The organism is Microbacterium sp. LWH11-1.2 (assembly GCF_038397745.1).
Classification (GTDB): domain Bacteria; phylum Actinomycetota; class Actinomycetes; order Actinomycetales; family Microbacteriaceae; genus Microbacterium.
Map to the genome: position 1 here is coordinate 3,355,410 of NZ_CP151636.1, position 21,184 is coordinate 3,376,593.

Sequence of the window (21,184 nt, forward strand, 5' to 3'; positions counted from 1 at the left end):
GGCTGTCGGCGCAGCAGAGGAGCTCACGGCATCCGCTGCCCGCCGAGCTCGACGATCTCGCGCAGTGCACGCAGGTGCCCGTCGAAGGCGCTGAGCCCCGCTGCGGTCGAGCGCACCCACGTGCGCGGGCGGGTGCCCACGTATCCCTTGCGGCCCGTGACGTAGCCGGCCTGCTGCAGATGACTGATCGCCTTGCTGAGGGCGGAGTCGCTCGCCTGCAGGATCTCCGCGAGAGTGGCGAAGTCGAGCTCGATCCCCTCGCCGAGCGACGCCATCAGGGAGAAGCGGATGGGCGTGGAGAAGTTGTCGTCGAGGCGGGTTCTCGGATGCGCGGGGCCTCGAGCCTCCACACGATCAGCCATCATGACCGTCGACTGTCGCGCGCGCGCCGCTGCTCCGGGAGCACGGCGGATCCGATCAGCAGGGCAGCGACCAGGGCGCCGCAGAGGAGGTAGGTCGACGTCGCCATCGGCCCCGAGTAGACCGTCTGCACGTTCGCCCACAGCATCACCACGACGGTCAGTGCGTACGCCAGGAACTGCGGCCATCGCCAGTACCTGCCGAGAGCGGCCGGTCCGGCATCCGTCCTCCACGCGATGAACCAGCCGACGACGATCATCATCAGCACCAGCGTCACGATGGACGTGGTCAGATCATCGCCGACGCCGATCGACAGCGTGGCCAGCGCCAGCAGCAGCCCGACGGATGCCGTGGCGATGCGCGTCCCGAGCGGGATCGGATCGCGCGCGGGGCGTGCGGCGGGAGCGCTTCCGCGCGTCTTCCAGAGCTGAGCGACCCCGACCCCTCCGAATCCGACGAGCATGATCGCGCCGGGGATGAAATACGCCCACATCGGTCGCGCTTCGGGTGAGATCAGCAGGGCGAAGAACGTTCCGACGACCGCGAGGGCGAAGAGGACGACGAAGACCATGTACCACCGTGTGGATCGTGGAGTGCGCCACTGCAGACCGTTCCGCTCGCCCACGCCCGCGATGATCTGCGATGTGACGAGGAGAAGGAAGAGAAGCGGCTGTGCGGCAGATGCCTCCGCCCGCACGACCAGGAGATACGCGGTGAAGATGGCCGCGGTCACCACCGCCGTGACGATCGACTGCCAGGCGACGGCGCGCCGGTCGATCCGCTCCTCACGGCGCTGCTCGATCACCTCGATCTCGTCGAGGTAGAGTCGTGCGACCTCAGGAGACGGAGGGTCGAGCGGCCCGGATCCGTGCATCGGCCTCTGCTCCATGGCGAACCTCGGCTTCCTCTTTCCAGGTGGAAAGCATTACTACTTTCCTAATGGAAACCTTTTGAGACGTCAACCCTCCCCGGACGCGATGAAGGCCGCCCCACACCGTGGGGCGGCCTTCTCAAGAATGTTCTGCGCGATTGAACGCTGGGTTCGCTCTGCCTTATCGGCGGAGTCCGAGACGCTCGATCAGCGAGCGGTAGCGCTCGATGTCGATGTCCTGGAGGTAGCCGAGCAGACGACGGCGCTGACCGACGAGCAGGAACAGCCCACGACGCGAGTGGTGGTCGTGCTTGTGCTCCTTGAGGTGCTCGGTGAGGTCCTTGATGCGCTGCGTCAGCATTGCGACCTGCACCTCGGGGGATCCGGTGTCACCGGGGTGCGTCGCGTACTCTTCGATGATCGCCTTCTTGACGTCTGCTTCCAGTGCCATAGATTCGATCCCCTTTCAGCTTGTTGCGCGGCGCCCGACGCCTGATGCGAGGGCTCTCTTTATCCGCGGCCGATCAAACGGCAACCTGAAGAGTCTACCAGCCGCGGACTTCCTCGGGTGACATGCGGTCCGGAGTGCACCCGTCGGCGCTCGGCTAGTCTCGGAAGGTGCAGAAGAGGGCCTTCGAGTGAGCGCAGCGCGCGGACACCTGATCGACCTCACCCCGTTGAAGTCCAGCCCCGCGTTCGCACGGATGTGGATCGGCTCCACACTCGCGGGCATCGGCGGTCAGCTCACGATCGTGACAGTGATGCTGCACGTGTTCGCGCTCACGCAGAGCACCTTCGCCGTCTCGATGATCGCCGTCGCGGGACTCGTCCCGATGATCCTCGCCGGCCTCTACGGCGGAATGCTCGCCGATGCGTTCGATCGCCGCCGCGTCGCCCTCATCGCCGCAACGGTCACGTTCGCCTCGACCGCACTGCTCGCGGCCCTGACCTGGACCGGCGCCGAGACGATCTGGTGGCTCTACGCGCTCAGCATCGTCAACTCCGCCGCGAACTCGGTCGGCATGGCCACCCGCACGGCGATCGTGCCGCGCCTCATCCCGCGCGACATGCTCGCGTCGGCATCCGCGCTCAACGGGGTGGCATTCGGTGTCACGGTCATGGCCGGCCCCGCTCTCGCGGGTCTTCTCGTCGCACTCACCGGCTACGGCTGGACCTACACGATCGACGTCGTGCTGATGCTGTCGATGTTCCTCGGCCTGTGGACGCTGCCCGCGCTCCGCCCGGAGGGCGACATCGTCCGTCCGGGGCTGGCATCGCTCGTCGACGGATGGCGATTCCTGCGCCGGGCGAGCAACATCCGCACGCAGTACATCATCGACATCATCGCGATGACCTTCGGGCAGCCGCTGGTGCTGTTCCCCGCGCTCGGGACGGTGATCCTCGGCGGTGGAGCCGTCACGACGGGAATCCTGACCGCGGCGGTCGCCGTCGGCACGTTCGCGTCGAGCCTCCTGTCCGGCCGCGTGGTGCACTACCGCTGGCACGGCCGCGGCATCGAGCGGGCCGTCGAGGCCTACGGGGCCTCGATCCTCCTGTTCGGGGTCGTGCTGCTCATCGGCGCCCTCTCCGGCTCTGCGACCGAGCACTCCCCTCATGTCGCGCTGATCGTCGCGGCATGCGTCGCGCTCGCCCTCTCCGGCGCCTCAGACAACGTCAGCTCGATCTACCGCAACACGATGATGCAGGCGGCTGTGCCCGACACCATGCGCGGGCGGCTTCAGGGTGTCTTCATCGTCGTGGTCACCGGTGGGCCTCGCGTCGGAGCCCTCTACGCCGGCACGCTCGCGACCGTGACCGCACTCTGGTTCCCCCCGCTGCTCGGCGGCATCCTCGTGATCGCGCTGGTCGCTCTGCTGGCACGCCGCAGCGGTCGATTCCACGACTACGACGCAGAGAACCCCGAGCCCTGAGACCCGGGGTTCTCCGAGTGCGATCTGACGCGATCAGTCCTGCTGCAGAGCGCCCTGCAGGTCGAGGTTGATCGTCACGTCCTTGCCGACGAGCACGCCGCCGGTCTCGAGCGCGGCGTTCCAGGTGAGACCGAAGTCCTCGCGGTTGATCACGGTCTTGGCGGATGCACCGGCCTTGTAGTTGCCGTAGGGGTCGGTGCCGAAGCCGCCGAAGTCGAGCTCGAAGCTGACCGGCTTGGTGATGCCGCGGATGGTGAGGTCTCCGTCGACGAACAGCTCGTCGCCCTTGACGTGCGCGCCGGTGGAGACGAACTCCATGGTCGGGAAGTTCTCGGTGTCGAAGAAGTCACCGGAACGGAGGTGCGCATCGCGACCCTCGTCGTTCGTGTCGATCGAGGTGACGTCGACGGAGGCCTCGACCTTGGCCTCCAGCGGGTTCTCCGGGGCGATCAGCGTGGCGTTCTTGACGCCGAACGTCCCGCGCACCTTGGAGATCATCATGTGGCGGACGCTGAAGGTCACCTCGCTGTGCGCGGGGTCGAGGACCCAGGTGCCGGAGCGGTAACCGGGGATGTCGATGCTGGTCATGTTTTCTCCTCTGGAGACGTCAGCCGCTTCTGCGGCAAGGGACAGGGGCCGCGTGCGCGGCATCATCCGTTCCAACTTGCATTCAGGCGCATATATTCCCGTGCATGCAGATCTCTTCGGCACAGAAGAGGCGCCCCGCTCCCGAAGGAGCGAGGCGCCTCATCCGGCGTCGTGCGGACTCAGCCGACGGCGACGAGATCGATGATGAAGATCAGCGTCTTGCCGGAGAGGAAGTGGCCGCCTCCGACGGGACCGTATGCGAGGTGCGGCGGGATGACCAGCTCGCGGCGTCCGCCGACCTTCATGCCGGGGATGCCGTCCTGCCAGCCCTGGATCAGGCCGCGGAGGGGGAACTGAATGGTCTCGCCGCGACCCCAGGACGAGTCGAACTCCTCGCCGGAGTCGAACTCGACGCCGGCGTAGTGGACGGTCACGGTGTCACCGGGCTTCGCCTCGGCTCCGTCACCCTCGATGAGGTCGCGGATGACGAGCTCCGCGGGGGCGGGGCCGGTGGGGGCGTCGAACTCGGGCTTTGTGCGATCAGTCATGCCTCCATCCAACCCGAGCCGCGCTGACGGGTCAACGCGGGGGCACCTGCTCACAGCGAACACTTCGACAAGCGGCTGATGACAAGGCAGAATCGCAGGATGGAATCGGTTTCGTCACCTCAGGAGGTCGCCGATTCCGTCGCGCCTGCGCCCAGCGCAGCTCCGGCGCGCCAGCATCCTCACCGCCTGCAGGGCGTGCTGTTCCAGCCGATCGGCGACGAGGGGCGCGCCGAGCTCGTGGAGCGCCGACTGGTCGACGCCATCACGCGCGGCCACCTGCGCGCCGGCGAGCGCCTCCCCTCGGAAGCCGAGCTGGCGAGGAGCCTCGGAGTGGCGCCGGTCACCGTCCGCGAGGCCCTGCTCGCGATCCGCGAACGCGGACTGGTGGTCACGCGCCGCGGAAGGAACGGCGGCAGCTTCGTCGCCGCGCACGCCGATCCCCTCTCCTTCGCGCGCGAATCCGTCCGCTCGTCGTCCCGGGTGGCACTCCGCGACCTCGGCGCCCACTACGCCGCGATCACCGGAGCGGGCGTGCGTCTCGCGGCACGACGAGCCGATGCGTCAGAGGCCCAGCAGGTCCGGCGACGGATGGAGCGACTCGACGAGCTCGACGGCGAATCGCAGCGGCGCCTCCTGGATGACGTCCAGATCGAGATCGTCGCGCTGAGCCAGTCGGCGCGGCTGACGCGCGAGCAGATGAAGCTGCAGGCGGAGTTCTCGCCGTACCTGCGGCTCGTCGCGCACACGTCGGAGGACCAGCGCCGGCAGGCTGCGCACCTCGCCGCGGTCGTCGACGCGGTCGGAACGGCCGACGCCGACGCCGCCGGCACGCGCACCGACACGATGGTCGCGGAGATCATCGACGCCCTGATCCAGCTGCAGGCGCACCCGAGGAACGGCTGACGATGCCGGAGAACGCGACCCGGAGGACACGATGACGACAGGAACCGACACCGCGACCCGCGCCGCCGCGACCATCGTCGAGGAGTACTTCTCCTCGCCGATACGCACGCTCCTCGGCTGGGTCGGACCGTTCGCCGCCCAGGTCGCCGAGGCGAAGAGCTCCGGCCCGCTGACCAGCTCCCGGATCGACGCGCTCGTGGAGCCGCACGCGCTCCGAACGCTCGGCCTCCGGGATGCCCCCGTCTACGGTGCCGGATTCATCGCGGCGATCGATCTGCCGTCCGACGCCCGCAGCCACCTCGCCTGGTGGCAGGGCGAGGATCGCCGGCAGCTGGTGCTCGCCGCGCAGTCTCTCAACAAGGAGAACATCGACTACAGCGCACTCGAGTGGTACCGCCTCCCGATGGAGACGGGCGAGCCGCACATCGCCGGACCGTACGTCGACTACCTCTGCAGCGACGAGTACACCATCACGGTCGCCGCACCCGCGGAGGTCGACGGCGTGCGCATCGGCGTCGCGGGGCTCGACATGCTCGTCGCCGAGGTCGAGCGGGATCTCCTGCCCCGCTTCGCCGCTCTCGGTCGCGAGGTCACCCTCATCAACGGCATCGGTCGCGTCGTGGTCTCGACGGACCCGCGGTGCGCGACCGGCGATGCCGTGCGCAGCGGACGGTGGGCGGAGCTCCCCCGGTTCGCCTGCGCCGGCGTCGCGCTGACCGTGATCGTCGAGCCCGACCCAACTGACCCTTGACACCCCGCAGGGCCGGGTGCACCCTGTTTACAGACCAACTCAGCGCCCGGGAGACATGCAGGCATCGCCGCAGCACCGGGCGCTGAGTCTTGCTATCGGACCTCGTCCGCGTAGCTCACCAGCAGCTCGGCGATCTCCTCCGGCCGGCTCAGCATGGCGCAGTGGCCGCCGGGCACCTCGTCCGCGAGGATGCCGAGGCGTCGGCGCGCCAGATCGCGGAGGAAGTCCGCCGGGAAGAAGCGGTCGTCTGCGCACACGATGAACCGTGTCGGCACGTCGGGCCATTCCGCGAGCGGCCAGGGTGCCGCCATCGCCGCCGCAGAGGGGTGCGCCCGCTCCCTGCTCAGCGCCTCGTCGGCCAGTTCGCGCGGGACGTCGTGATAGAAGCTCACGTACGGGTCGTCGTTGCCGGTCAGGCCGCCGTCGCGGGCGGACTGCTCGCCGACGGCGAGGCCGTACCCGCTCGCCTCCCACCAGTCCTCCGGAGGCTCCCCCGGGGTGGGGATCATCCCGGCCAGCAGCACCAGGGCGTCGGCAGGGAGCCGCGCGGCGACGATCGGCGCCGTGAAGCCCCCGAACGAGTGCCCGACCACGACCACGTCGCGTCGGTCCCCGACGGCTGCCACGACCGCGTCCGCGTAGTCCTCGAGGGTGAGCGCGTCGTCGTCGGCCGGGAGGTCGGGAGCCACCACGTCGTGTCCCCGTGCCGCCAACGCCGCGGCCACGAGATGCCACGACCAGCCGACGTCGCCACCGCCGTGGATCAATGCGAACGTGGTCATCGCGCACCGCCTCTCCTGCGAGAAGGGTACGCCCGGAACGTCAGTATGCGAGCAGGGCCGCCCTCGTGGCCCTCGTGCGGATGAGCAGCGCCCGCTCATCCTCGGCCGCCAGCGGATCCCGTCCGGTGATCGCCCGCTGCCGGACCGCCGCGAGAGCCGTCGCGTCCTTGATGAACTCGCGCATGAGCGGTCGCCGATCGCCGCGCAGCTGCGCCGCCCACGTGAGTCCGACCTTGCGTCCGGCCGGCGTCGCCAGCATCGTGACCTCCTCGGGCGTGAACCAGCCCGCGGCCGCGTACTCGCCGAGACGCGACTTCGTCAGTCGCGCCTCCTCTCTGCGCAACGCGATGATCCCGAAGATGAAGCCGAGGAAGAGCGGCACCTGAAGCGTGAAGTACAGGCCGAAGAAATCCGCGAACGTGGCGGATCCGTTCCACAGTGCATGCAGGAGGATCGCCCCCAGCATGCCGAGGAGTCCCGCTCCGAGCGCGACTCCCGCCGAGGAGTACCGTCGTGCGGCGAGGCCGATCGCGAAACCGGTCAAGGCGGTGAACATCGCGTGCGCGAAGGGAGAGAGCAGCGCGCGCACCACGAAGGTGACCGTGAGCTGCGACCCGCCGCCCTCGATCAGACTGATCGCGAAGTACTGGATGTTCTCGGTGAAGGCGAACCCGGCGCCGACCAGGGCGCCGTACACGACGCCGTCGACCGGGCCGTCGAACGCCCGACGGGCCACGAGGAAGATCAGGAAGACTCCGAGGCCCTTCCAGAACTCCTCCACGATCGGCGCCTGCACGACCGCGGAGAACGTGTCGTCGCGCAGGCCGACCAGGAAGGTCAGGCCGATGTCGACGAGGAGCGTGAGGCCGATCGCCGCGACGGCGCCCCAGGCGATCGCGAAGATGACGAGACGCTTCGGCTCGGGATCCCAGCGGTCGATCATCCGCACACCGAGGAAGACGATCGTCAGCGGGATGAGGGCGAGCACCAGACCGATCACGGATGCCATCGGTCCCAGCGCCCAGCCGAAGTAGCCGATGAGCGCCAGGAGCAGGAAGCCCAGGAACGCGAACAGCCACAGCGAGACGGTGCGCCCCTTCTTCGTCGGCACCGGGAGCGCCGGCAGCGACGGTGCCGGGGCGGGCGCGACAGGCGCGGGCGGCGTGTACGGCGTCGGCTGCGCCAGAGCGGACGCGTATGCCGGCTGCGCCGAGAACTGCGGAGGGGTGTACGGCGACTGCGCGTACTGCGGAGAGGAGTACTGCGGGGCAGCGTACTGCGGCGGATTCGCGGGCTGCGCGGGCGGCGGCGTGTAGGGCGACGGCTGCTGCGGCTGCTGGGGAGGTCCTCCGAAACTCATAGCTGAAGCATATGGGGCACAAGCGATATCGCTTCGTTCTGGCGAAGTCCTCCACGCGGCGGTCCCGCGCCACCGGGTAGCGTAGAACCATGCGGTTCGCTCATCTGCGCCGTCCGGACTCCCCTCTCGCGGTTCTCGCCGTGATCGAGGATTCGGACGCCATCCTCGTCTCTGATCTCCTCAACGATGCTCCTGCGACTCTGCAGCAGCTCATCGAGAGAGGTGACGAGGTGCTCGACGAGCTGCGGATTGCTCTGGCCGGTGGCATCGCACCGCGGCATCCGCTCGGCGACTGGGAGTTCTCCTCCGCGGTGCTCGCTCCCCCGGCGGTCCTGGCCGTCGGGCTCAACTACGCCGCGCACTCCAGCGAGCTCGGCCTCAAGACCGATGCCGCGCCGACCGTCTTCACGCTCTGGCCGAACTCCCTGACCGGCCACGAGCAGACCACGTCGTGGAGCCGCGACCTCAGCGAGGCCGTCGACTACGAGGCGGAGCTCGGGGTGATCATCGGAGCGCCCGCGAAGGACGTAAGCGAGGCCGAGGCGCTCTCGCACGTCTGGGGCTACACCGTGGTCAACGACATCACCGCTCGGAACATCCAGTTCTCCGAGGCCCAGTGGTGCCGGTGCAAGTCGTTCGACGGCTTCACGCCGACCGGCCCGTTCGCCGTCACCGCCGACGAGATCGCCGATCCGCAGGACCTGCACATCTGGGCGGTCGTCGACGGGCACACCGTGCAGGACGCCAGCACCGGGCAGATGGTGCGATCGGTCGCCAAACTGATCGCGCATCTGTCGCAGTCCGTGACCCTCCTGCCGGGCACCCTGATCTCCACCGGAAGCCCGGGCGGCGCCGGTTACTCCCGCGATCCGCAGATCTTCCTGCGCGACCACTCGACGGTCACGGTCGGCATCGACGGGATCGGGGAGCTCACCACCCACTGCCGCATCACCGACTGAGCGCACTCGCGCACACGCAGAAGGGGACGGATGCGAGCGGCATCCGTCCCCTTCTGCGTGTGTCGACTCAGATCTCGACCAGGTCCTCCGGCGTGATCACGGGGATCGCCGCCGTGATCGCCTCGAGACCGGAGAGCCGCGCCGGCGACAGCTGCTTCACGACCTCTTCCCGCGACATCAGGCCGGCCTCGACGACCAGATCGGCCACGTTGCGGTTCGTCAGCAGGGCGGTCTTCGCGAGGGCGGCGGCCGCCGCGTAGCCGATGAACGGCGTCAGAGCGGTGATGACGCCCACCGAGGCGCCGACCATGGCGCCGAGACGGTCGCGGTTCGCGGTGATGCCGTCGACGCAGTTGACGCGCAGCGTCCACATCGCCTGACGCATCCAGGTGATGGACTGGAAGATCGAGTGCGCGATCACGGGCTCGAACGCGTTCAGCTGCAGCTGTCCGGCCTCGGCGGCCATCGTGACGGTCATGTCCGCGCCGGCGACGGCGAACGCCACCTGGTTGACGACCTCGGGGATGACCGGGTTGACCTTGCCGGGCATGATGCTCGAGCCCGCCTGCATCGCGGGCAGGTTGATCTCGCCGAAGCCGGCCTGCGGCCCGGAGGAGAGCAGACGGAGGTCGTTGCAGATCTTCGACAGCTTCATCGCATTGCGCTTGAGCGTCGACGAGAACGACATGAACGAGCCGGTGTCGCTCGTGGCCTCGACGAGGTCGGCCGACGTCTTCAGGTCGAGCGACGTGATCTCGCGCAAGTGCTTGAGCACGGCCGGCGCGTAGTCCGGGTGCGTCGTGATCCCGGTGCCGATGGCCGTCGCGCCCATGTTGATCTCGAACATGAGCGAGGCGTTCTCGGTCAGACGGGTGTGATCGAAGCCGAGCGTCGACGCGAAGCCGTGGAACTCCTGCCCGAGCGTCATCGGCACGGCATCCTGCAGCTGCGTGCGGCCGACCTTGAGCACGTCGTGGAACTCGCGGGACTTGCCGAGGAACGACAGGCGCAGCAGGTCGAGCTCCTCGAGCAGCGAGCGCAGCGTGAGCGACAGGCCGATCTTCACGGCCGTCGGGTACACGTCGTTCGTCGACTGACTGCGGTTGGTGTGGTCGATCGGCGAGAGGAAGGCGTAGTCGCCCTTCTCCCGGCCCGCCATCTCGAGCGCGATGTTGGTGATGACCTCGTTCGCGTTCATGTTGGTCGAGGTGCCGGCACCTCCCTGGATCACGCCGACGGTGAACTGCTCGTGGAACTCGCCGTCGATCACGCGCTGGGCGGCGCGGTCGATGAGGTCCGCGCGCTCGGGGTCGAGGACGCCGATCTCCCGGTTCGCCCGTGCGCTCGCCTGCTTGACCATCGCCAGCGCGATCACCAGATCGGGGTAGACCGAGATCGGGCGTTTGGTGATCGGGAAGTTCGCGTCGGCGCGGGCGGTGTGGATGCCCCAGTACGCGTCGACGGGAATCTCCATGCTCCCGAGGGAATCGGTCTCGGTGCGGGTCAGGGCAGGCGCGGCAGAAGCCATGTCACATCCTTGTGGGTCGTGGCGGGTGAGTGTGTGGGGGATGCGTCCAGTCTACGCGGCTCACCGTCCGGGTTTCCGGGAGAAGGCTTCGAGCCGCCCCTCCGGGGTGAGTCCCGCCATGCGCTCCAGCCACTCCTCGGAGAAGTAGCTCCCCGTCGCCGCATCCGTCACCGGGACGACCGAGTGCGTGATCGTGTCGGGGTGCACGTGCACGAGCTGGAAGGCCTGCGCGGCATCCATCCCGTTGACGTCCACGGCCGGCAGGGCGACGTTCATCGTGTAGCACGTCGCAGACGCGACGCTCACCGGGACGCCGGCGAACATGCCGTGCGAGGAGTAGTGCAGATGCCCGGCGAGGATGCCGCGCACATCGCTCCCCCGGATGATGTCCGCGAGCTCGTCCTGGTGACGCAGCTCCAGGATGTCGAAGAGCGGCAGGTGGCTCGGCAGCGGCGGGTGATGCATCGCCAGCAGCGTGCCGTGCGGCGCCGGCACGGCGAGGACCTCTCGCAGCCAGTTCCGCTGCGCCGCGTCCAGATCTCCGTGGTGCCACCCGGGAACGCTCGTGTCCAGGGCGACGACGCGCAGCCCGTCGAGATCCCAGACGCCGGTGACGGGCTCCTCGGTCGGCGCCAGATCGAGCAGATCGCGCCGCAGCGCAGGGCGCTCGTCGTGATTGCCCGCAACCCAGATGACCGGGGCGCCCAGCTCGGCCGCGACCGGCTCGACCGCGGCGCGCAGGCGGCGGTAGGCGTCCGGCTCCCCCAGGTCGGCGAGATCACCGGTGACGACGATGGCGGCGGGGTTCGGATGCACGGCGCGGATCGCGGCGAGCGTCCGCGCGAAGTTCGCCTCGACGTCGTAGCGCCCGCCGAGACGCGCGCCTTCCGCGAGGAAGTGCGGATCGCTGACGTGGATGAGGACGTGAGACGCGGGCCGGTGTCGGCCGAACGCGTACGCGCTGCCTGTTCCTGCTGACATGGCATCAGCCTATGCGCCCCCACCGACTACTGCGTCTGTAGTGCTCACACTAGGATTCGTTCATGGCCAAGAACGAGAGCCGACGACGGACCATCGCGGATGCCGGCCTGACCGTGCTCGCGCGAGACGGATCCCGTGGACTCACCCACCGCGCGGTCGATGTCGCCGCCGCCGTCCCGACCGGAACCACGTCCAACTACTTCCGCAGCCGCGACGCCCTCGTGGCAGGACTCGTCGAGCGCATCGGAGAGCGCCTGGCTCCGACGCCGGAGGACCTCGAGCGCCGCGCCTCCGCCACGCCGGGACCGGCGCTGTTCGCCGACTACGTCCGCGACATCGTCCGACGCCTCAGCGACGACCGCGACGTCACGATCGCCCTGTTCGAACTGCGTCTGGAGAGCAGCCGCCGCCCCGAGGTCGCCGCGGTCCTCGGAGCGTGGCAGCGCGCCGGCCTCGACGGCGACGTCGCGTTCAACGCGGCGGCGGGTCTGCCCGGGGGCCGACGCGAGATCGCGCTGTTCCACTACGCGATCGACGGCCTCCTGCTGGATCGGCTGACATCGCCGATCGATCCGGACACCTCGACCGACGAGATCGTCGACGCCCTGGTGGCCGGGCTGCTGCGTTGAGACGGCGGCCGCGGGTCAGTGTCCGAGGACGATGATCAGGATGCCGGCGACGACCGCGGCGGCGCACATCACGAAGCAGCCGTAGGCGCCCACGAGTGAGAGCGACTTCTGCGACTCTGTCAGCGGGCTCTTCTTGGCTGCCTTCGCGGCCTGCTTCGCCGCCCGCTTGAGCTCCTTCTCGGAGATGACGGTGATCGCATCGGTGAATTCCGCGGGGCTCACCACCGGAGCGCGCCCGCTGCGCACGAGCAGTCGGAGACCGAGCGCGTAGAACGTGACGATGGCGGTGGCGCCGATCAGAGCGGCGGCGAACACCTGGAGGAAGGCGAGCCAGTCGATGGACACGTTCATGCGGAATCTCCGTCCCGGCCGGCATCCACGGGCTTCGGGCTCTTCCCGGACTTCGAAGCCCCCTTGGCCTCGGCCTTCTTCTTCGCCCGCGCCTTGGCCTCGGCCTTGGCCTTCTCCCTGGCCTCGGCACGCGCCTTCGCCTCCGCCTTCGCGCGCTCGATGCGCTGCTGACGACGCGTCGGCGGCGGCGTGTCGGGAACCTCCACCGCCAGGTGGGATTCGGCGACGTCGCTCATCGCGTTCGCGTGCGTCACCGCGTTGCGGCGCGAGCGCATGAAGAGACCGAGGATGATGAGCACGGCGATGACGGCGTCGATCGCGACGCCCCAGTTGCCGAGCCACACGACGAGCAGAGCGGCCAGTGCACCCACGCCACCCGCGGCCGGCAGCGTGAGCAGCCAGCCGACGCCGATGCGTCCGGCGGTGCGCCAGCGCACCGTGGACCCCCGGCGTCCGAGGCCGGAGCCGATGACCGATCCGGAGGCGACCTGGGTGGTCGAGAGGGCGAATCCGAGCGCGCTCGAGGCGAGGATCGTGGCGGCGGTCGAGCTCTCCGCCGCGAAGCCCTGCGCGGGCTTGACGTCGGTGAGCCCCTTGCCGAGCGTGCGGATGATGCGCCACCCGCCGAGGTAGGTACCCAGGGCGATGGTGAAGGCGCACGCGATGATCACCCAGAGCTCGGGCTCATGGTGGGCCCCGGACTGCCAGCCGATCGTGATCATCGCGAGAGTGATCACGCCCATGGTCTTCTGCGCGTCGTTGGTGCCGTGCGCGAGCGCGACCAGCGACGACGTGAAGATCTGGCCCCAGCGGAATCCGTCGCGACCGTCGGGCTTCCCGTCGTATCGACGGGTGATCGAGTACGCGATCTTGGTCGCCGCGAAGGCGATGATCCCGGCCGTGACCGGGGCGATCAGCGCCGGGAGCACGATCTTCGACAGCACGGCGCCGAAGTCGATGCCGCCGAGACCTGCGCCCACGAGCGTGGCCCCGATCAGTCCGCCGAACAGGGCGTGCGAGGAGCTCGACGGCAGGCCGAGGAGCCACGTCAGCATGTTCCAGGTGATGGCGCCGATGAGTCCGGCGAAGATCAGCGAGAGGAAGAGATCGGCGCCGGCGGCGATGATCGCGTCCTCCTTGATGATGCCACCCGAGATCGTCTTCGAGACCTCCGTCGAGAGGAAGGCTCCGATGAGGTTCAGGACGGCCGCGAGGAGGACGGCGGTCTTGGGCTTCAGCGCACCGGTGGCGATGGGCGTGGCCATCGCGTTCGCGGTGTCGTGAAACCCGTTGGTGAAGTCGAAGAACAGTGCCAGCGCGATGACAAGCACGACGATGAGGGCTGCGGTTTCCACCGTTCGCTTTCGGTCGTTTGAGGAAGAAAAGGAGATGTCGACGGGATCGACGTGATGAACGAAGAGTTCACCGTGGGTTTCACTTCCGTTTACCGGCCCCGCTAAATCCTCCCACCCTCCCCCGCGCCGGTCAACTCGACCTGGGATAGCGTGGGACGGTGACCGACGCCCCCACCGCAGACCGCCGCTCCACCACTCGCACCCACCACGGAGACGCGTTCGACGATCCGTACGAGTGGCTCCGCGCGAAGGAGTCCGCCGAGGTGATCGAGCACCTCGAGGCGGAGAACGCCCACACCGAGGCGGAGACCGCGCATCTCGCCGATCTCCGCGAGAAGCTGTTCGAGGAGATCAAGGGCAGGGTGCAGGAGACCGACCTGTCGGTGCCCACCCGTCGCGGAGACTGGTGGTACTACAGCCGCACCGAGGAGGGCGCGCAGTACGGCATCCACTGCCGGGCCGCCGCTGCCCCCGGCGACTGGACTCCCCCGGTTCTGGAGCCCGGCGTGCCCGTTCCCGGGGAGGTCGTCCTGCTGGACGGGAACGTCGAGGCCGAGGGCCATGAGTTCTTCTCGCTCGGTGCCTTCGACACCTCGGACGACGCGACCAAGCTGCTCTGGTCCACCGACTTCGAGGGCGACGAGCTGTACACGGTGCACGTGCGCGATCTGACGACGGGCATCACGCTCGACGACGTGATCCCGAACACCGGCGGCGCCTTCTTCACGCCGGACGGCACCGGCGTCATCTACACCACGCGTGACGAGGCCTGGCGGCCCGACACCCTGTGGCTCCATCGCCTGGGAACCCCCGTCTCCGAGGACGTCACGCTGTTCCACGAGCCGGATGAGAAGTTCTGGCTGGGGGCGGGGATCACGCGCAGCCGCCGCTACCTCGTGATCGGGGTCGGGTCGAGCATCACCGGCGAGGAGTATCTCGTCGACCTCGCCGGAGATCTCACGGCCGAGCCCCAGCTCGTATGGCCGCGGGTCGAGGGCGTCGAGTACTCGCTCGAGCACGCCGTCGTCGACGGCGAAGATCGCCTGCTGATCCTGCACAACGATGAGGCCCTCGACTTCGAGCTCGTCTCGGTCGCGGCATCCGACCCCCAGGGCGAGCGGCGCGTGGTGATCGCGCACGAGCCGGGCCGTCGACTCCTCGGAATGGATGCGTTCCGCGACTTCGCGACGGTCGAGTACCGCAGCGGAGGGCTCGAGCGCGTCGGCCTGCTCGACTACGCGACGGACGCCGTCGAGGAGATCTCCTTCGACGAGCCGCTGTACTCGGCCGGTGTCAGCGGCAACCCGGAGTGGCACTCGCCGTTCCTGCGACTCGGGTACACGTCGTTCGTGACCCCCGGCACCGTGTACGACCTCGATCTGGCCTCCCGCGAACTGGTGCTGCGCAAGCAGGTCGCCGTGCTCGGCGGGTACGACCCGACGGAGTACGGACAGCGGCGGGAGTGGGCGACGGCCTCCGACGGCACGCAGGTGCCGATCTCGCTGGTCTGGAAGCGCGCGTTCGGCGACCCCGGATCGGCACCGCGACCGGTGCACCTCTACGGCTACGGCTCCTACGAGCACTCGATCGATCCGGGTTTCTCCGTCGCCCGGCTCTCCGAGCTCGACCGCGGGGTCGTCTTCGCGGTGGCACACGTCCGCGGCGGCGGCGAGATGGGCCGCCAGTGGTACGAGGACGGCAAGCTGCTGCACAAGCGGAACACGTTCACGGACTTCGTCTCCTGCGGCCAGCACCTCGTCTCGACCGGCGTGACCACCCCGCAGCAGCTGGTGGCCGAGGGCGGCAGCGCGGGCGGTCTGCTGATGGGCGCGGTCGCGAATCTCGCTCCCGAGCTGTTCGCCGGCATCCTCGCCGCGGTCCCTTTCGTGGATGCGCTGACGACGATCCTCGACCCCTCACTGCCGTTGACCGTGATCGAGTGGGACGAGTGGGGCGACCCGCTGCACGACCCGGAGGTCTACGCGTACATGAAGTCGTACACGCCCTATGAGAACGTCCGCGACGGCGTCGCCTATCCGCGCATCCTCGCCGTGACATCGCTCAACGACACCCGTGTGCTCTACGTGGAGCCCGCGAAGTGGGTCGCCCGGCTCCGTGAGGCCGGCGCATCCGACGTCCTCCTGAAGTGCGAGATGGTCGCCGGCCACGGTGGCGTCAGCGGACGCTACAACTCCTGGAAGGAGCGCGCGTTCGAGCTCGCCTGGCTGCTCGACACGCTCGGCCTCGCGGAAGCTCAGCCGAAGAGGGCAGCGGCCTCGTCGTAGCGGTAGCGCGGCACGGTGTGGAGCTCGCCGAGAGCGTCGGCGAAGGGCACGCGCACGATGTCGGTGCCCTGCATCGCCACCATCTGGCCCCAGGCGCCTTCGACGATCGCGTCTGCGGCATGCAGGCCGAGGCGCGTCGCGAGCACGCGGTCGAACGCCGAGGGCGACCCGCCGCGCTGGATGTGTCCGAGGATCGTGGCGCGCGTCTCGATTCCGGTGATGCGCTCGATCTCCGGCGCGAGCTGATCGCCGATGCCGCCCAGACGCGGACGGTTGAACGCGTCGAGGCCCTTGTCGCTGTACGCCTCTTCCATGCCGAGCAGCTTGAACCCCTCGGAGACGACGACCAGGGGCGCACGACCACGGTCGTGCGCGCTCGTGACGAGCGCCGTGATGTCGTCGATCGACATCGGCACCTCGGGGATGCAGATGACATGCGCCCCTGCCGCCATGCCGGCGTGCAAAGCGATCCAGCCGACGTGACGGCCCATGACCTCGGCGACCATGCAGCGCTGGTGCGAGTCTCCCGTGGTGCGCAGCCGGTCCATCGCGTCGGTGGCGATGTTCACGGCCGTGTCGAAGCCGAAGGAGTAGTCCGTGGCCTGCAGGTCGTTGTCGATCGTCTTCGGGACGCCGAGCACCTTGATGCCGTCCTTCGACAGGCGGTCGGCGGCCGCGAGCGTGCCCTCGCCGCCGATCGCGACGATGCCGTCGATCTTGTGTCCGTAGAGCGTCTTCGCGATGTTCTCGGCGCCGCCGCGCTCCCCCTCGTAGGGGTTCGTGCGGCTCGTCCCGAGGATCGTGCCGCCCACCTTGGAGAGACCCTTCACCTCGTGCCGGGTCAGCGGCATGAAGTCGCCTTCGACGACGCCGCGCCAGCCGTCGCGGATGCCGACGAACTCGAGGTCGTACGTGGTGGTGCCCTTGAGGACGATGCCGCGGATGACCGCGTTGAGTCCGGGGCAGTCGCCGCCGCTCGTCAGGATGCCGATCTTCATGCTGGTGCCTTCCGACGTTCGGGGAAAGGGGGAAAGGCGACGCTGCCTGCGATCGACACTAGTGCCACCGCGCGGTTCGGCGCCATTCGAGAGCGGCGAAAACCGATGATCTTTACGACGTCGAGACCGGCCGTCGCAGAACTTCACGACACATCCGGTTTCGGACCCGAAATCGCCGTTAAGAAACCGGGTTCTTGACGCCTATGCCGCGCCCAGCGCCTGCCGCAGCAGGTGCATGAGGGCCGCCAGCTGCACCGGTTCCGCCGCCACGTCGTCGATCGCCTCGCCGTCGAGGGCGCGCGCCGCGAGCCCCTGCTTCTGGTCGATGAGCTCGGCGATCTTCGTGTCGATCGTGTGCGCGGCGATGATCCGCCACGCGGTGACCGGCTCGTCCTGTCCGATGCGGTGCACGCGGTCGATCGCCTGGGTCTGCTCGGCGGCCGTCCACGACAGCTCGGCCAGCACGACGTTCGACGCGGCCTGCATGTTGAGCCCGACGCCTGCGGCGGTGAGGGAGCAGACGGCGATGCCGACGTCGGGATCGCCGTTGAAGTCGTCGATCGCCTGCTGACGCGCCGTCGACGTCTGATCTCCACGGATCGACACCGACCGGATCCCCGCGGCGGCGAAGTGCGCCTCCGCCTGATCCATCACGTCGACGTGCTTCGCGAAGAACACGACCTTGCCGACCGAGCGCTGCAGCTGGGCTGCGTAGTCGGCGGCGAGCTGCGCCTTGGCCTGACCGATGCGGCGAACCATCGTGAAGACGTTGTCTCCCCCGGTTCCGGCCGCCTTCGACTCCTCGAGCTCGTTCTGCGCGACGAGGCGCACGATGTCCTCGTCGATCTCGCCCGGGGCCCCCTTCGACGAGCTCAGGGATCCAGCAGAGGAGGAACGGGCCTCGATGATGCGGCGGTAGCGAGCGGCGAGCCGCTCCCCCAGCTCGCGCTCGGCCTGACGGATGCTGCGCCCGAACTCGTCGTCGAGCTGCACGGGCAGATCGGCGATCAGCTTGTCGGGGAGGTCGGCCGCGACGTCCTTCTTCTTGCGGCGGACGATCCCCATGGAGATCACGGCGTCGCGCGCCTCGGGATAGAACGCCTTGTCCGCGGGGGTGAACCCGGTCGCGTCGAGCTTCTCCATCAGCTCGGGTCCGGGCTTCTCGCCCGTGGTCCAGCCGAGGAACCGCCAGATCGCGTCGAAGTCCTCGACGTCGTTGATCAGCGGGGTTCCGGTGAGAGCGAGCATGAGCGGGTCGCCGCCGGGCGTGCGCTCGCGCATCCGCGTCGCGAGCGAGAGCACGTTCTGCGACCGCTGCGACGAGAGGTTCTTGATGAAGTGCGCCTCGTCGACGACCATGCCGCGCAGACCGATCGAGCCGAGCCACGAGAGGTGGCGGTCGAGGATCTCGTAGTTCACGATGAAGACGTCCGCGAAGGCGTCGATGTCCTGGCCGTCACCCTGGATGACCGTGGCACGGCGCTGGGGCGTCCACCGCTCGACCTCGCGGGCCCAGTTCATCTTCACGACGTTCGGGACGACCGCGAGCAGCGGATAGGCGCCGGCGACGGAGGCGGCGAGCAGCGACTGCGCCGTCTTGCCGAGTCCCGGCTCGTCGGCCAGCAGGAAGCTGCGGTGACCGGCGCGCACGGCTTCGAGGAAGCGGGACTGGTGCACCATCACCTCGAGGCCCTTGGGCGAGAGGTGGTCGTACTCGGGCGCAGGGGGCAGCTCCATCGTGGCAGCGGACCCGCCCGCTCCGGTCTCGAACGCCTTGTAGAGCGGGCCCATCAGCTCCCACCCGTCGAGGCGACGACGCGGAGTCGAGGTGCTGCGCGGGGTCAGGTCCGGCGCGAGGAAGGGGTTCGCCAGCTGTCGGGACTCGACCGACGGAGGCGTGACCTGGCGCTCGGCGATCGCCGCGGGCACCGAGGAGATCTGCACGGGAGCCGCGTCCGCGATGATGAGCTCCTCCGGTGCCAGCTCGGCTCCGGACTCGAGCAGCCAGTCTCGACGCATCCGCTTGGCGACCGGCGATGTCGCCTGGTCGGCTTCGAGGAGCTGGATCAGCGAGGTGTCGCGCGCGGCGGTCTTCGCGAGGATGGTCGCAACGCCGTCGAGCCGCTTGAGCAGCTCGGCGCGGGCGGGGTCGCCGATCTCGGCATCCGCCTTCACCCTGGCGCGCTCCTCGCGCACCAGGAACGCGATCACCTGGAACTTGACACGATTGGTCGGGCCGAGCTTCCCTCGCTGCGACTTCGCCTCGATCTCGCGCACCTTGCGCGCGAGGATCGGGATGAGCGGGGCCTCGTCGTCTCGACGGGACGTCTTCTTGCGCCGCGTGGCGGCGGTTGCCGTGGTCGGCATGCTCCTCCTGAGCGTGAAGGCCCCGGCATCCTCATGAAGCCGTGAGCCGTTCTCGATGTCCGCGTGTGGCGTGAGCCAGGACCGTACGAACAGTAGTTCCGGTTCCCGCCGATGCACGCGATGCGCGTGAGGATCGGTGCGAACCGGTCACCAGTCTATGCCATCCGACCCCGGCGACGGAGGATTTCGTCACCGGAGCACGTCACGAGCTCAGCGGACAGCCCCGGCCAGCACCCGTCGCGCGTCCGCGACGTCGACGGCGATCTGGGCCGAGAGCTTGTCGATGCCCTCGTACGCGACCATGCCGCGCAGCCGCTCGACGAACTCGACGGTGACGTCGTGACCGTAGAGATCGAGGCTCGTCTCGTCGAGCACGTGCGCTTCGACCTGGCGCTCGAGCACGTCGTCGAAGGTCGGGTTGGTCCCGACCGAGATGGCCGACGGATGACGGATGCCGGTGTCATGGTCGATGAGCCATCCGGCGTAGACCCCGTCAGCGGGGACGAACGCGTCGACGATCGTCGAGAGGTTCGCGGTGGGGAAGCCGAGCTCCCGACCGCGCTTGAGCCCGTGGACGACTTCGCCGCGCACGTCGGGATGACGCCCGAGCACACGCGCAGCCTCCGTGACATCGCCGTCGATCAGCAGTTCGCGGATCCACGTCGACGAGACGCGCCTGGGCGACCCCGGCAGATACACGTCGTCGACGACCTCGACGGAGAAGCCATGCGCCGGCCCGAGTTCCCGGAGCAGCGCAGGCGTGCCCGCTCCCCCGCGACCGAACCGGAAGTCCTGCCCCACGAGGACCGTGGAGACCTTCAGCGCGCCGACGAGGATGTCGACGACGAAGTCCTCGGCGTTGCGCGCCGCGAGCTCCTCGTCGAAGGTGAGCACGAGCGTCGCGTCGAGACCGAGTTCCCCGAGGAGCTCGAGCTTGCGGTCGACCGTCACGACGTTCTCCGGGCACCGATCGGGGCGGAGGACGGCGAGGGGGTTCCGGTCGAAGGTCACGGCGACCGCGCGGCTGCCCGACGCGGCTGCCGCCTCGTTCAGGCGGCGGATGACCGCTCGGTGGCCGGCGTGGACGCCGTCGAACTTGCCGATCGCCACCGCGCTGGGGCCGAAGTCGTCCGGCACCTCGGCGGGACTGCGGAACACGATCACGCGGTGACCTCGATCGGACGATCCGCGGCGGACGGCTGGTGCGTGCGGAGCCACCAGATGCCGAACACCGGCAGCACCAGCGGGATGAACAGGTATCCGCGCCCGAAGAGCGACCACACGGTCTCGTGCTGGAACAGAGCGGGAAGGAGGATGCTGAGCAGTCCGACGACGAGCACCCCGGTGAGCTCGAACACGATGGCGATCCAGGCGACCGTGTACCACCCTCGACGGCGCGCGAGGATGAGGGCGAGGGTGGCGAGGATGTAGACCACCGCAGCGAGCGCGGACAGCGAGTACGCGAGCGGCGCCTCGTCGAAACGCCGGACGATCTGCACGAAGCTGCGCCCCGTGGCGGCCAGCGCCATGACGGCGTAGACGATCACGAGGACGCGACCGATTCCGGTCATCCGAGTGGAGGGGGTGGTGGTGCTCATAGCGCATTCCATCTTAGAGCCGCGTGGGGATGCGGGACT

21 protein-coding genes are annotated in these 21,184 nt (G+C 68.9%); 6 read left to right on the forward strand and 15 right to left on the reverse strand.

The window, feature by feature from the left end; all coding sequences use genetic code 11:
* Positions 1-23: 23 nt before the first annotated feature.
* The 3 genes from MRBLWH11_RS16375 to rpsO form a co-directional block, all read right to left on the reverse strand.
* On the reverse strand, positions 24-365 hold the full coding sequence (locus MRBLWH11_RS16375; RefSeq protein ID WP_243408888.1) for a transcriptional regulator: 342 nt from the start codon (positions 363-365) through the stop codon (positions 24-26).
* The gene (locus MRBLWH11_RS16380) at positions 362-1,234 is read right to left on the reverse strand and encodes a hypothetical protein (RefSeq protein ID WP_133192794.1); all 873 of its coding nucleotides are present in this window, start codon (positions 1,232-1,234) and stop codon (positions 362-364) included. Before MRBLWH11_RS16380 ends, MRBLWH11_RS16375 begins: the two co-directional genes overlap by 4 nt.
* 178 nt (positions 1,235-1,412) lie before the next feature.
* Positions 1,413-1,682, reverse strand: coding sequence for a 30S ribosomal protein S15 (gene rpsO / locus MRBLWH11_RS16385; RefSeq protein WP_055993247.1), 270 nt, complete (start codon positions 1,680-1,682; stop codon positions 1,413-1,415).
* Between the two features lie 187 nt (positions 1,683-1,869).
* Here rpsO and MRBLWH11_RS16390 point away from each other — a divergent pair, with 187 nt between their 5' ends.
* A complete protein-coding gene (locus MRBLWH11_RS16390; protein WP_341945587.1) occupies positions 1,870-3,162 on the forward strand; it encodes an MFS transporter in 1,293 nt (430 codons plus the stop codon).
* Positions 3,163-3,195: 33 nt separating this feature from the next.
* Here the strand turns inward: MRBLWH11_RS16390 and MRBLWH11_RS16395 are convergent, their stop codons facing one another.
* Positions 3,196-3,750: a YceI family protein gene (locus tag MRBLWH11_RS16395; RefSeq protein ID WP_116635206.1), complete on the reverse strand. Its 555-nt coding sequence runs from the start codon at positions 3,748-3,750 to the stop codon at positions 3,196-3,198.
* Between the two features lie 179 nt (positions 3,751-3,929).
* Positions 3,930-4,298, reverse strand: a complete 369-nt coding sequence (locus MRBLWH11_RS16400; protein WP_116635207.1) for an FKBP-type peptidyl-prolyl cis-trans isomerase — start codon at positions 4,296-4,298, stop codon at positions 3,930-3,932.
* A gap of 99 nt (positions 4,299-4,397) precedes the next feature.
* Between MRBLWH11_RS16400 and MRBLWH11_RS16405 the strand changes: the two genes are divergently transcribed.
* Both MRBLWH11_RS16405 and MRBLWH11_RS16410 read left to right on the forward strand, forming a co-directional pair.
* Complete coding sequence (locus MRBLWH11_RS16405; protein ID WP_341945588.1) at positions 4,398-5,201, forward strand: GntR family transcriptional regulator; 804 nt, start codon at positions 4,398-4,400, stop codon at positions 5,199-5,201.
* A gap of 31 nt (positions 5,202-5,232) precedes the next feature.
* Positions 5,233-5,952 carry a cache domain-containing protein gene (locus MRBLWH11_RS16410; protein WP_341945589.1) on the forward strand — a complete coding sequence of 240 codons (720 nt, stop codon included), beginning with the start codon at positions 5,233-5,235 and terminating at the stop codon, positions 5,950-5,952.
* Between the two features lie 92 nt (positions 5,953-6,044).
* Here the strand turns inward: MRBLWH11_RS16410 and MRBLWH11_RS16415 are convergent, their stop codons facing one another.
* The gene (locus MRBLWH11_RS16415; protein WP_341945590.1) at positions 6,045-6,734 is read right to left on the reverse strand and encodes an alpha/beta hydrolase; all 690 of its coding nucleotides are present in this window, start codon (positions 6,732-6,734) and stop codon (positions 6,045-6,047) included.
* A gap of 40 nt (positions 6,735-6,774) precedes the next feature.
* On the reverse strand, positions 6,775-8,094 hold the full coding sequence (locus tag MRBLWH11_RS16420; RefSeq protein ID WP_116635211.1) for a PrsW family intramembrane metalloprotease: 1,320 nt from the start codon (positions 8,092-8,094) through the stop codon (positions 6,775-6,777).
* Between the two features lie 89 nt (positions 8,095-8,183).
* Between MRBLWH11_RS16420 and MRBLWH11_RS16425 the strand changes: the two genes are divergently transcribed.
* Positions 8,184-9,053 (forward strand): fumarylacetoacetate hydrolase family protein, encoded by an 870-nt coding sequence (locus MRBLWH11_RS16425; protein WP_341945591.1) that lies wholly within the window; start codon positions 8,184-8,186, stop codon positions 9,051-9,053.
* 67 nt (positions 9,054-9,120) lie between these two features.
* Here MRBLWH11_RS16425 and MRBLWH11_RS16430 read toward each other — a convergent pair whose 3' ends face one another.
* Positions 9,121-10,581: an aspartate ammonia-lyase gene (locus MRBLWH11_RS16430; RefSeq protein ID WP_116635213.1), complete on the reverse strand. Its 1,461-nt coding sequence runs from the start codon at positions 10,579-10,581 to the stop codon at positions 9,121-9,123.
* 60 nt (positions 10,582-10,641) lie between these two features.
* Positions 10,642-11,562: a phosphodiesterase gene (locus MRBLWH11_RS16435; protein WP_341945592.1), complete on the reverse strand. Its 921-nt coding sequence runs from the start codon at positions 11,560-11,562 to the stop codon at positions 10,642-10,644.
* A gap of 62 nt (positions 11,563-11,624) precedes the next feature.
* Here MRBLWH11_RS16435 and MRBLWH11_RS16440 point away from each other — a divergent pair, with 62 nt between their 5' ends.
* Positions 11,625-12,191: a TetR/AcrR family transcriptional regulator gene (locus MRBLWH11_RS16440; RefSeq protein ID WP_341945593.1), complete on the forward strand. Its 567-nt coding sequence runs from the start codon at positions 11,625-11,627 to the stop codon at positions 12,189-12,191.
* Positions 12,192-12,206: 15 nt separating this feature from the next.
* Here MRBLWH11_RS16440 and MRBLWH11_RS16445 read toward each other — a convergent pair whose 3' ends face one another.
* Both MRBLWH11_RS16445 and MRBLWH11_RS16450 read right to left on the reverse strand, forming a co-directional pair.
* Positions 12,207-12,542 carry a peptidase gene (locus MRBLWH11_RS16445; RefSeq protein ID WP_116635216.1) on the reverse strand — a complete coding sequence of 112 codons (336 nt, stop codon included), beginning with the start codon at positions 12,540-12,542 and terminating at the stop codon, positions 12,207-12,209.
* Positions 12,539-13,897 (reverse strand): inorganic phosphate transporter, encoded by a 1,359-nt coding sequence (locus tag MRBLWH11_RS16450; protein ID WP_116635217.1) that lies wholly within the window; start codon positions 13,895-13,897, stop codon positions 12,539-12,541. Before MRBLWH11_RS16450 ends, MRBLWH11_RS16445 begins: the two co-directional genes overlap by 4 nt.
* A 158-nt stretch (positions 13,898-14,055) precedes the next feature.
* On the opposite strand from MRBLWH11_RS16450, the gene MRBLWH11_RS16455 reads away from it, so the two are divergent.
* Complete coding sequence (locus tag MRBLWH11_RS16455; protein ID WP_341945594.1) at positions 14,056-16,182, forward strand: S9 family peptidase; 2,127 nt, start codon at positions 14,056-14,058, stop codon at positions 16,180-16,182.
* On the opposite strand, the gene MRBLWH11_RS16460 is transcribed toward MRBLWH11_RS16455, so the two are convergent.
* The 4 genes from MRBLWH11_RS16460 to MRBLWH11_RS16475 all read right to left on the reverse strand — a co-directional run bounded on the left by MRBLWH11_RS16460 (position 16,152) and on the right by MRBLWH11_RS16475 (position 21,145).
* Positions 16,152-17,180 (reverse strand): 6-phosphofructokinase, encoded by a 1,029-nt coding sequence (locus MRBLWH11_RS16460; RefSeq protein ID WP_116635219.1) that lies wholly within the window; start codon positions 17,178-17,180, stop codon positions 16,152-16,154. The genes MRBLWH11_RS16455 and MRBLWH11_RS16460 overlap by 31 nt on opposite strands.
* A gap of 201 nt (positions 17,181-17,381) precedes the next feature.
* Entirely contained in the window at positions 17,382-19,547 is a 2,166-nt protein-coding gene (locus MRBLWH11_RS16465) for a DEAD/DEAH box helicase (RefSeq protein ID WP_341945595.1), read from the reverse strand.
* Between the two features lie 210 nt (positions 19,548-19,757).
* A complete protein-coding gene (locus MRBLWH11_RS16470; RefSeq protein ID WP_341945596.1) occupies positions 19,758-20,711 on the reverse strand; it encodes a bifunctional riboflavin kinase/FAD synthetase in 954 nt (317 codons plus the stop codon).
* Positions 20,708-21,145 (reverse strand): hypothetical protein, encoded by a 438-nt coding sequence (locus MRBLWH11_RS16475; RefSeq protein WP_243408889.1) that lies wholly within the window; start codon positions 21,143-21,145, stop codon positions 20,708-20,710. Before MRBLWH11_RS16475 ends, MRBLWH11_RS16470 begins: the two co-directional genes overlap by 4 nt.
* Positions 21,146-21,184: the final 39 nt, after the last annotated feature.

Excerpts from the sequence above, each read along its gene's own strand:
- MRBLWH11_RS16375 (WP_243408888.1), bottom strand. The coding sequence starts at position 365 with ATGATGGCTGATCGTGTGGAGGCTCGAGGCCCCGCGCATCCGAGAACC.
- MRBLWH11_RS16380 (WP_133192794.1), bottom strand. The coding sequence starts at position 1,234 with ATGCACGGATCCGGGCCGCTCGACCCTCCGTCTCCTGAGGTCGCACGA.
- rpsO (WP_055993247.1), bottom strand. The coding sequence starts at position 1,682 with ATGGCACTGGAAGCAGACGTCAAGAAGGCGATCATCGAAGAGTACGCG.
- MRBLWH11_RS16395 (WP_116635206.1), bottom strand. The coding sequence starts at position 3,750 with ATGACCAGCATCGACATCCCCGGTTACCGCTCCGGCACCTGGGTCCTC.
- MRBLWH11_RS16400 (WP_116635207.1), bottom strand. The coding sequence starts at position 4,298 with ATGACTGATCGCACAAAGCCCGAGTTCGACGCCCCCACCGGCCCCGCC.
- MRBLWH11_RS16405 (WP_341945588.1), top strand. The coding sequence starts at position 4,398 with ATGGAATCGGTTTCGTCACCTCAGGAGGTCGCCGATTCCGTCGCGCCT.
- MRBLWH11_RS16410 (WP_341945589.1), top strand. The coding sequence starts at position 5,233 with ATGACGACAGGAACCGACACCGCGACCCGCGCCGCCGCGACCATCGTC.
- MRBLWH11_RS16415 (WP_341945590.1), bottom strand. The coding sequence starts at position 6,734 with ATGACCACGTTCGCATTGATCCACGGCGGTGGCGACGTCGGCTGGTCG.
- MRBLWH11_RS16420 (WP_116635211.1), bottom strand. The coding sequence starts at position 8,094 with ATGAGTTTCGGAGGACCTCCCCAGCAGCCGCAGCAGCCGTCGCCCTAC.
- MRBLWH11_RS16425 (WP_341945591.1), top strand. The coding sequence starts at position 8,184 with ATGCGGTTCGCTCATCTGCGCCGTCCGGACTCCCCTCTCGCGGTTCTC.
- MRBLWH11_RS16430 (WP_116635213.1), bottom strand. The coding sequence starts at position 10,581 with ATGGCTTCTGCCGCGCCTGCCCTGACCCGCACCGAGACCGATTCCCTC.
- MRBLWH11_RS16435 (WP_341945592.1), bottom strand. The coding sequence starts at position 11,562 with ATGTCAGCAGGAACAGGCAGCGCGTACGCGTTCGGCCGACACCGGCCC.
- MRBLWH11_RS16440 (WP_341945593.1), top strand. The coding sequence starts at position 11,625 with ATGGCCAAGAACGAGAGCCGACGACGGACCATCGCGGATGCCGGCCTG.
- MRBLWH11_RS16445 (WP_116635216.1), bottom strand. The coding sequence starts at position 12,542 with ATGAACGTGTCCATCGACTGGCTCGCCTTCCTCCAGGTGTTCGCCGCC.
- MRBLWH11_RS16460 (WP_116635219.1), bottom strand. The coding sequence starts at position 17,180 with ATGAAGATCGGCATCCTGACGAGCGGCGGCGACTGCCCCGGACTCAAC.
- MRBLWH11_RS16465 (WP_341945595.1), bottom strand. The coding sequence starts at position 19,547 with ATGCCGACCACGGCAACCGCCGCCACGCGGCGCAAGAAGACGTCCCGT.
- MRBLWH11_RS16475 (WP_243408889.1), bottom strand. The coding sequence starts at position 21,145 with ATGAGCACCACCACCCCCTCCACTCGGATGACCGGAATCGGTCGCGTC.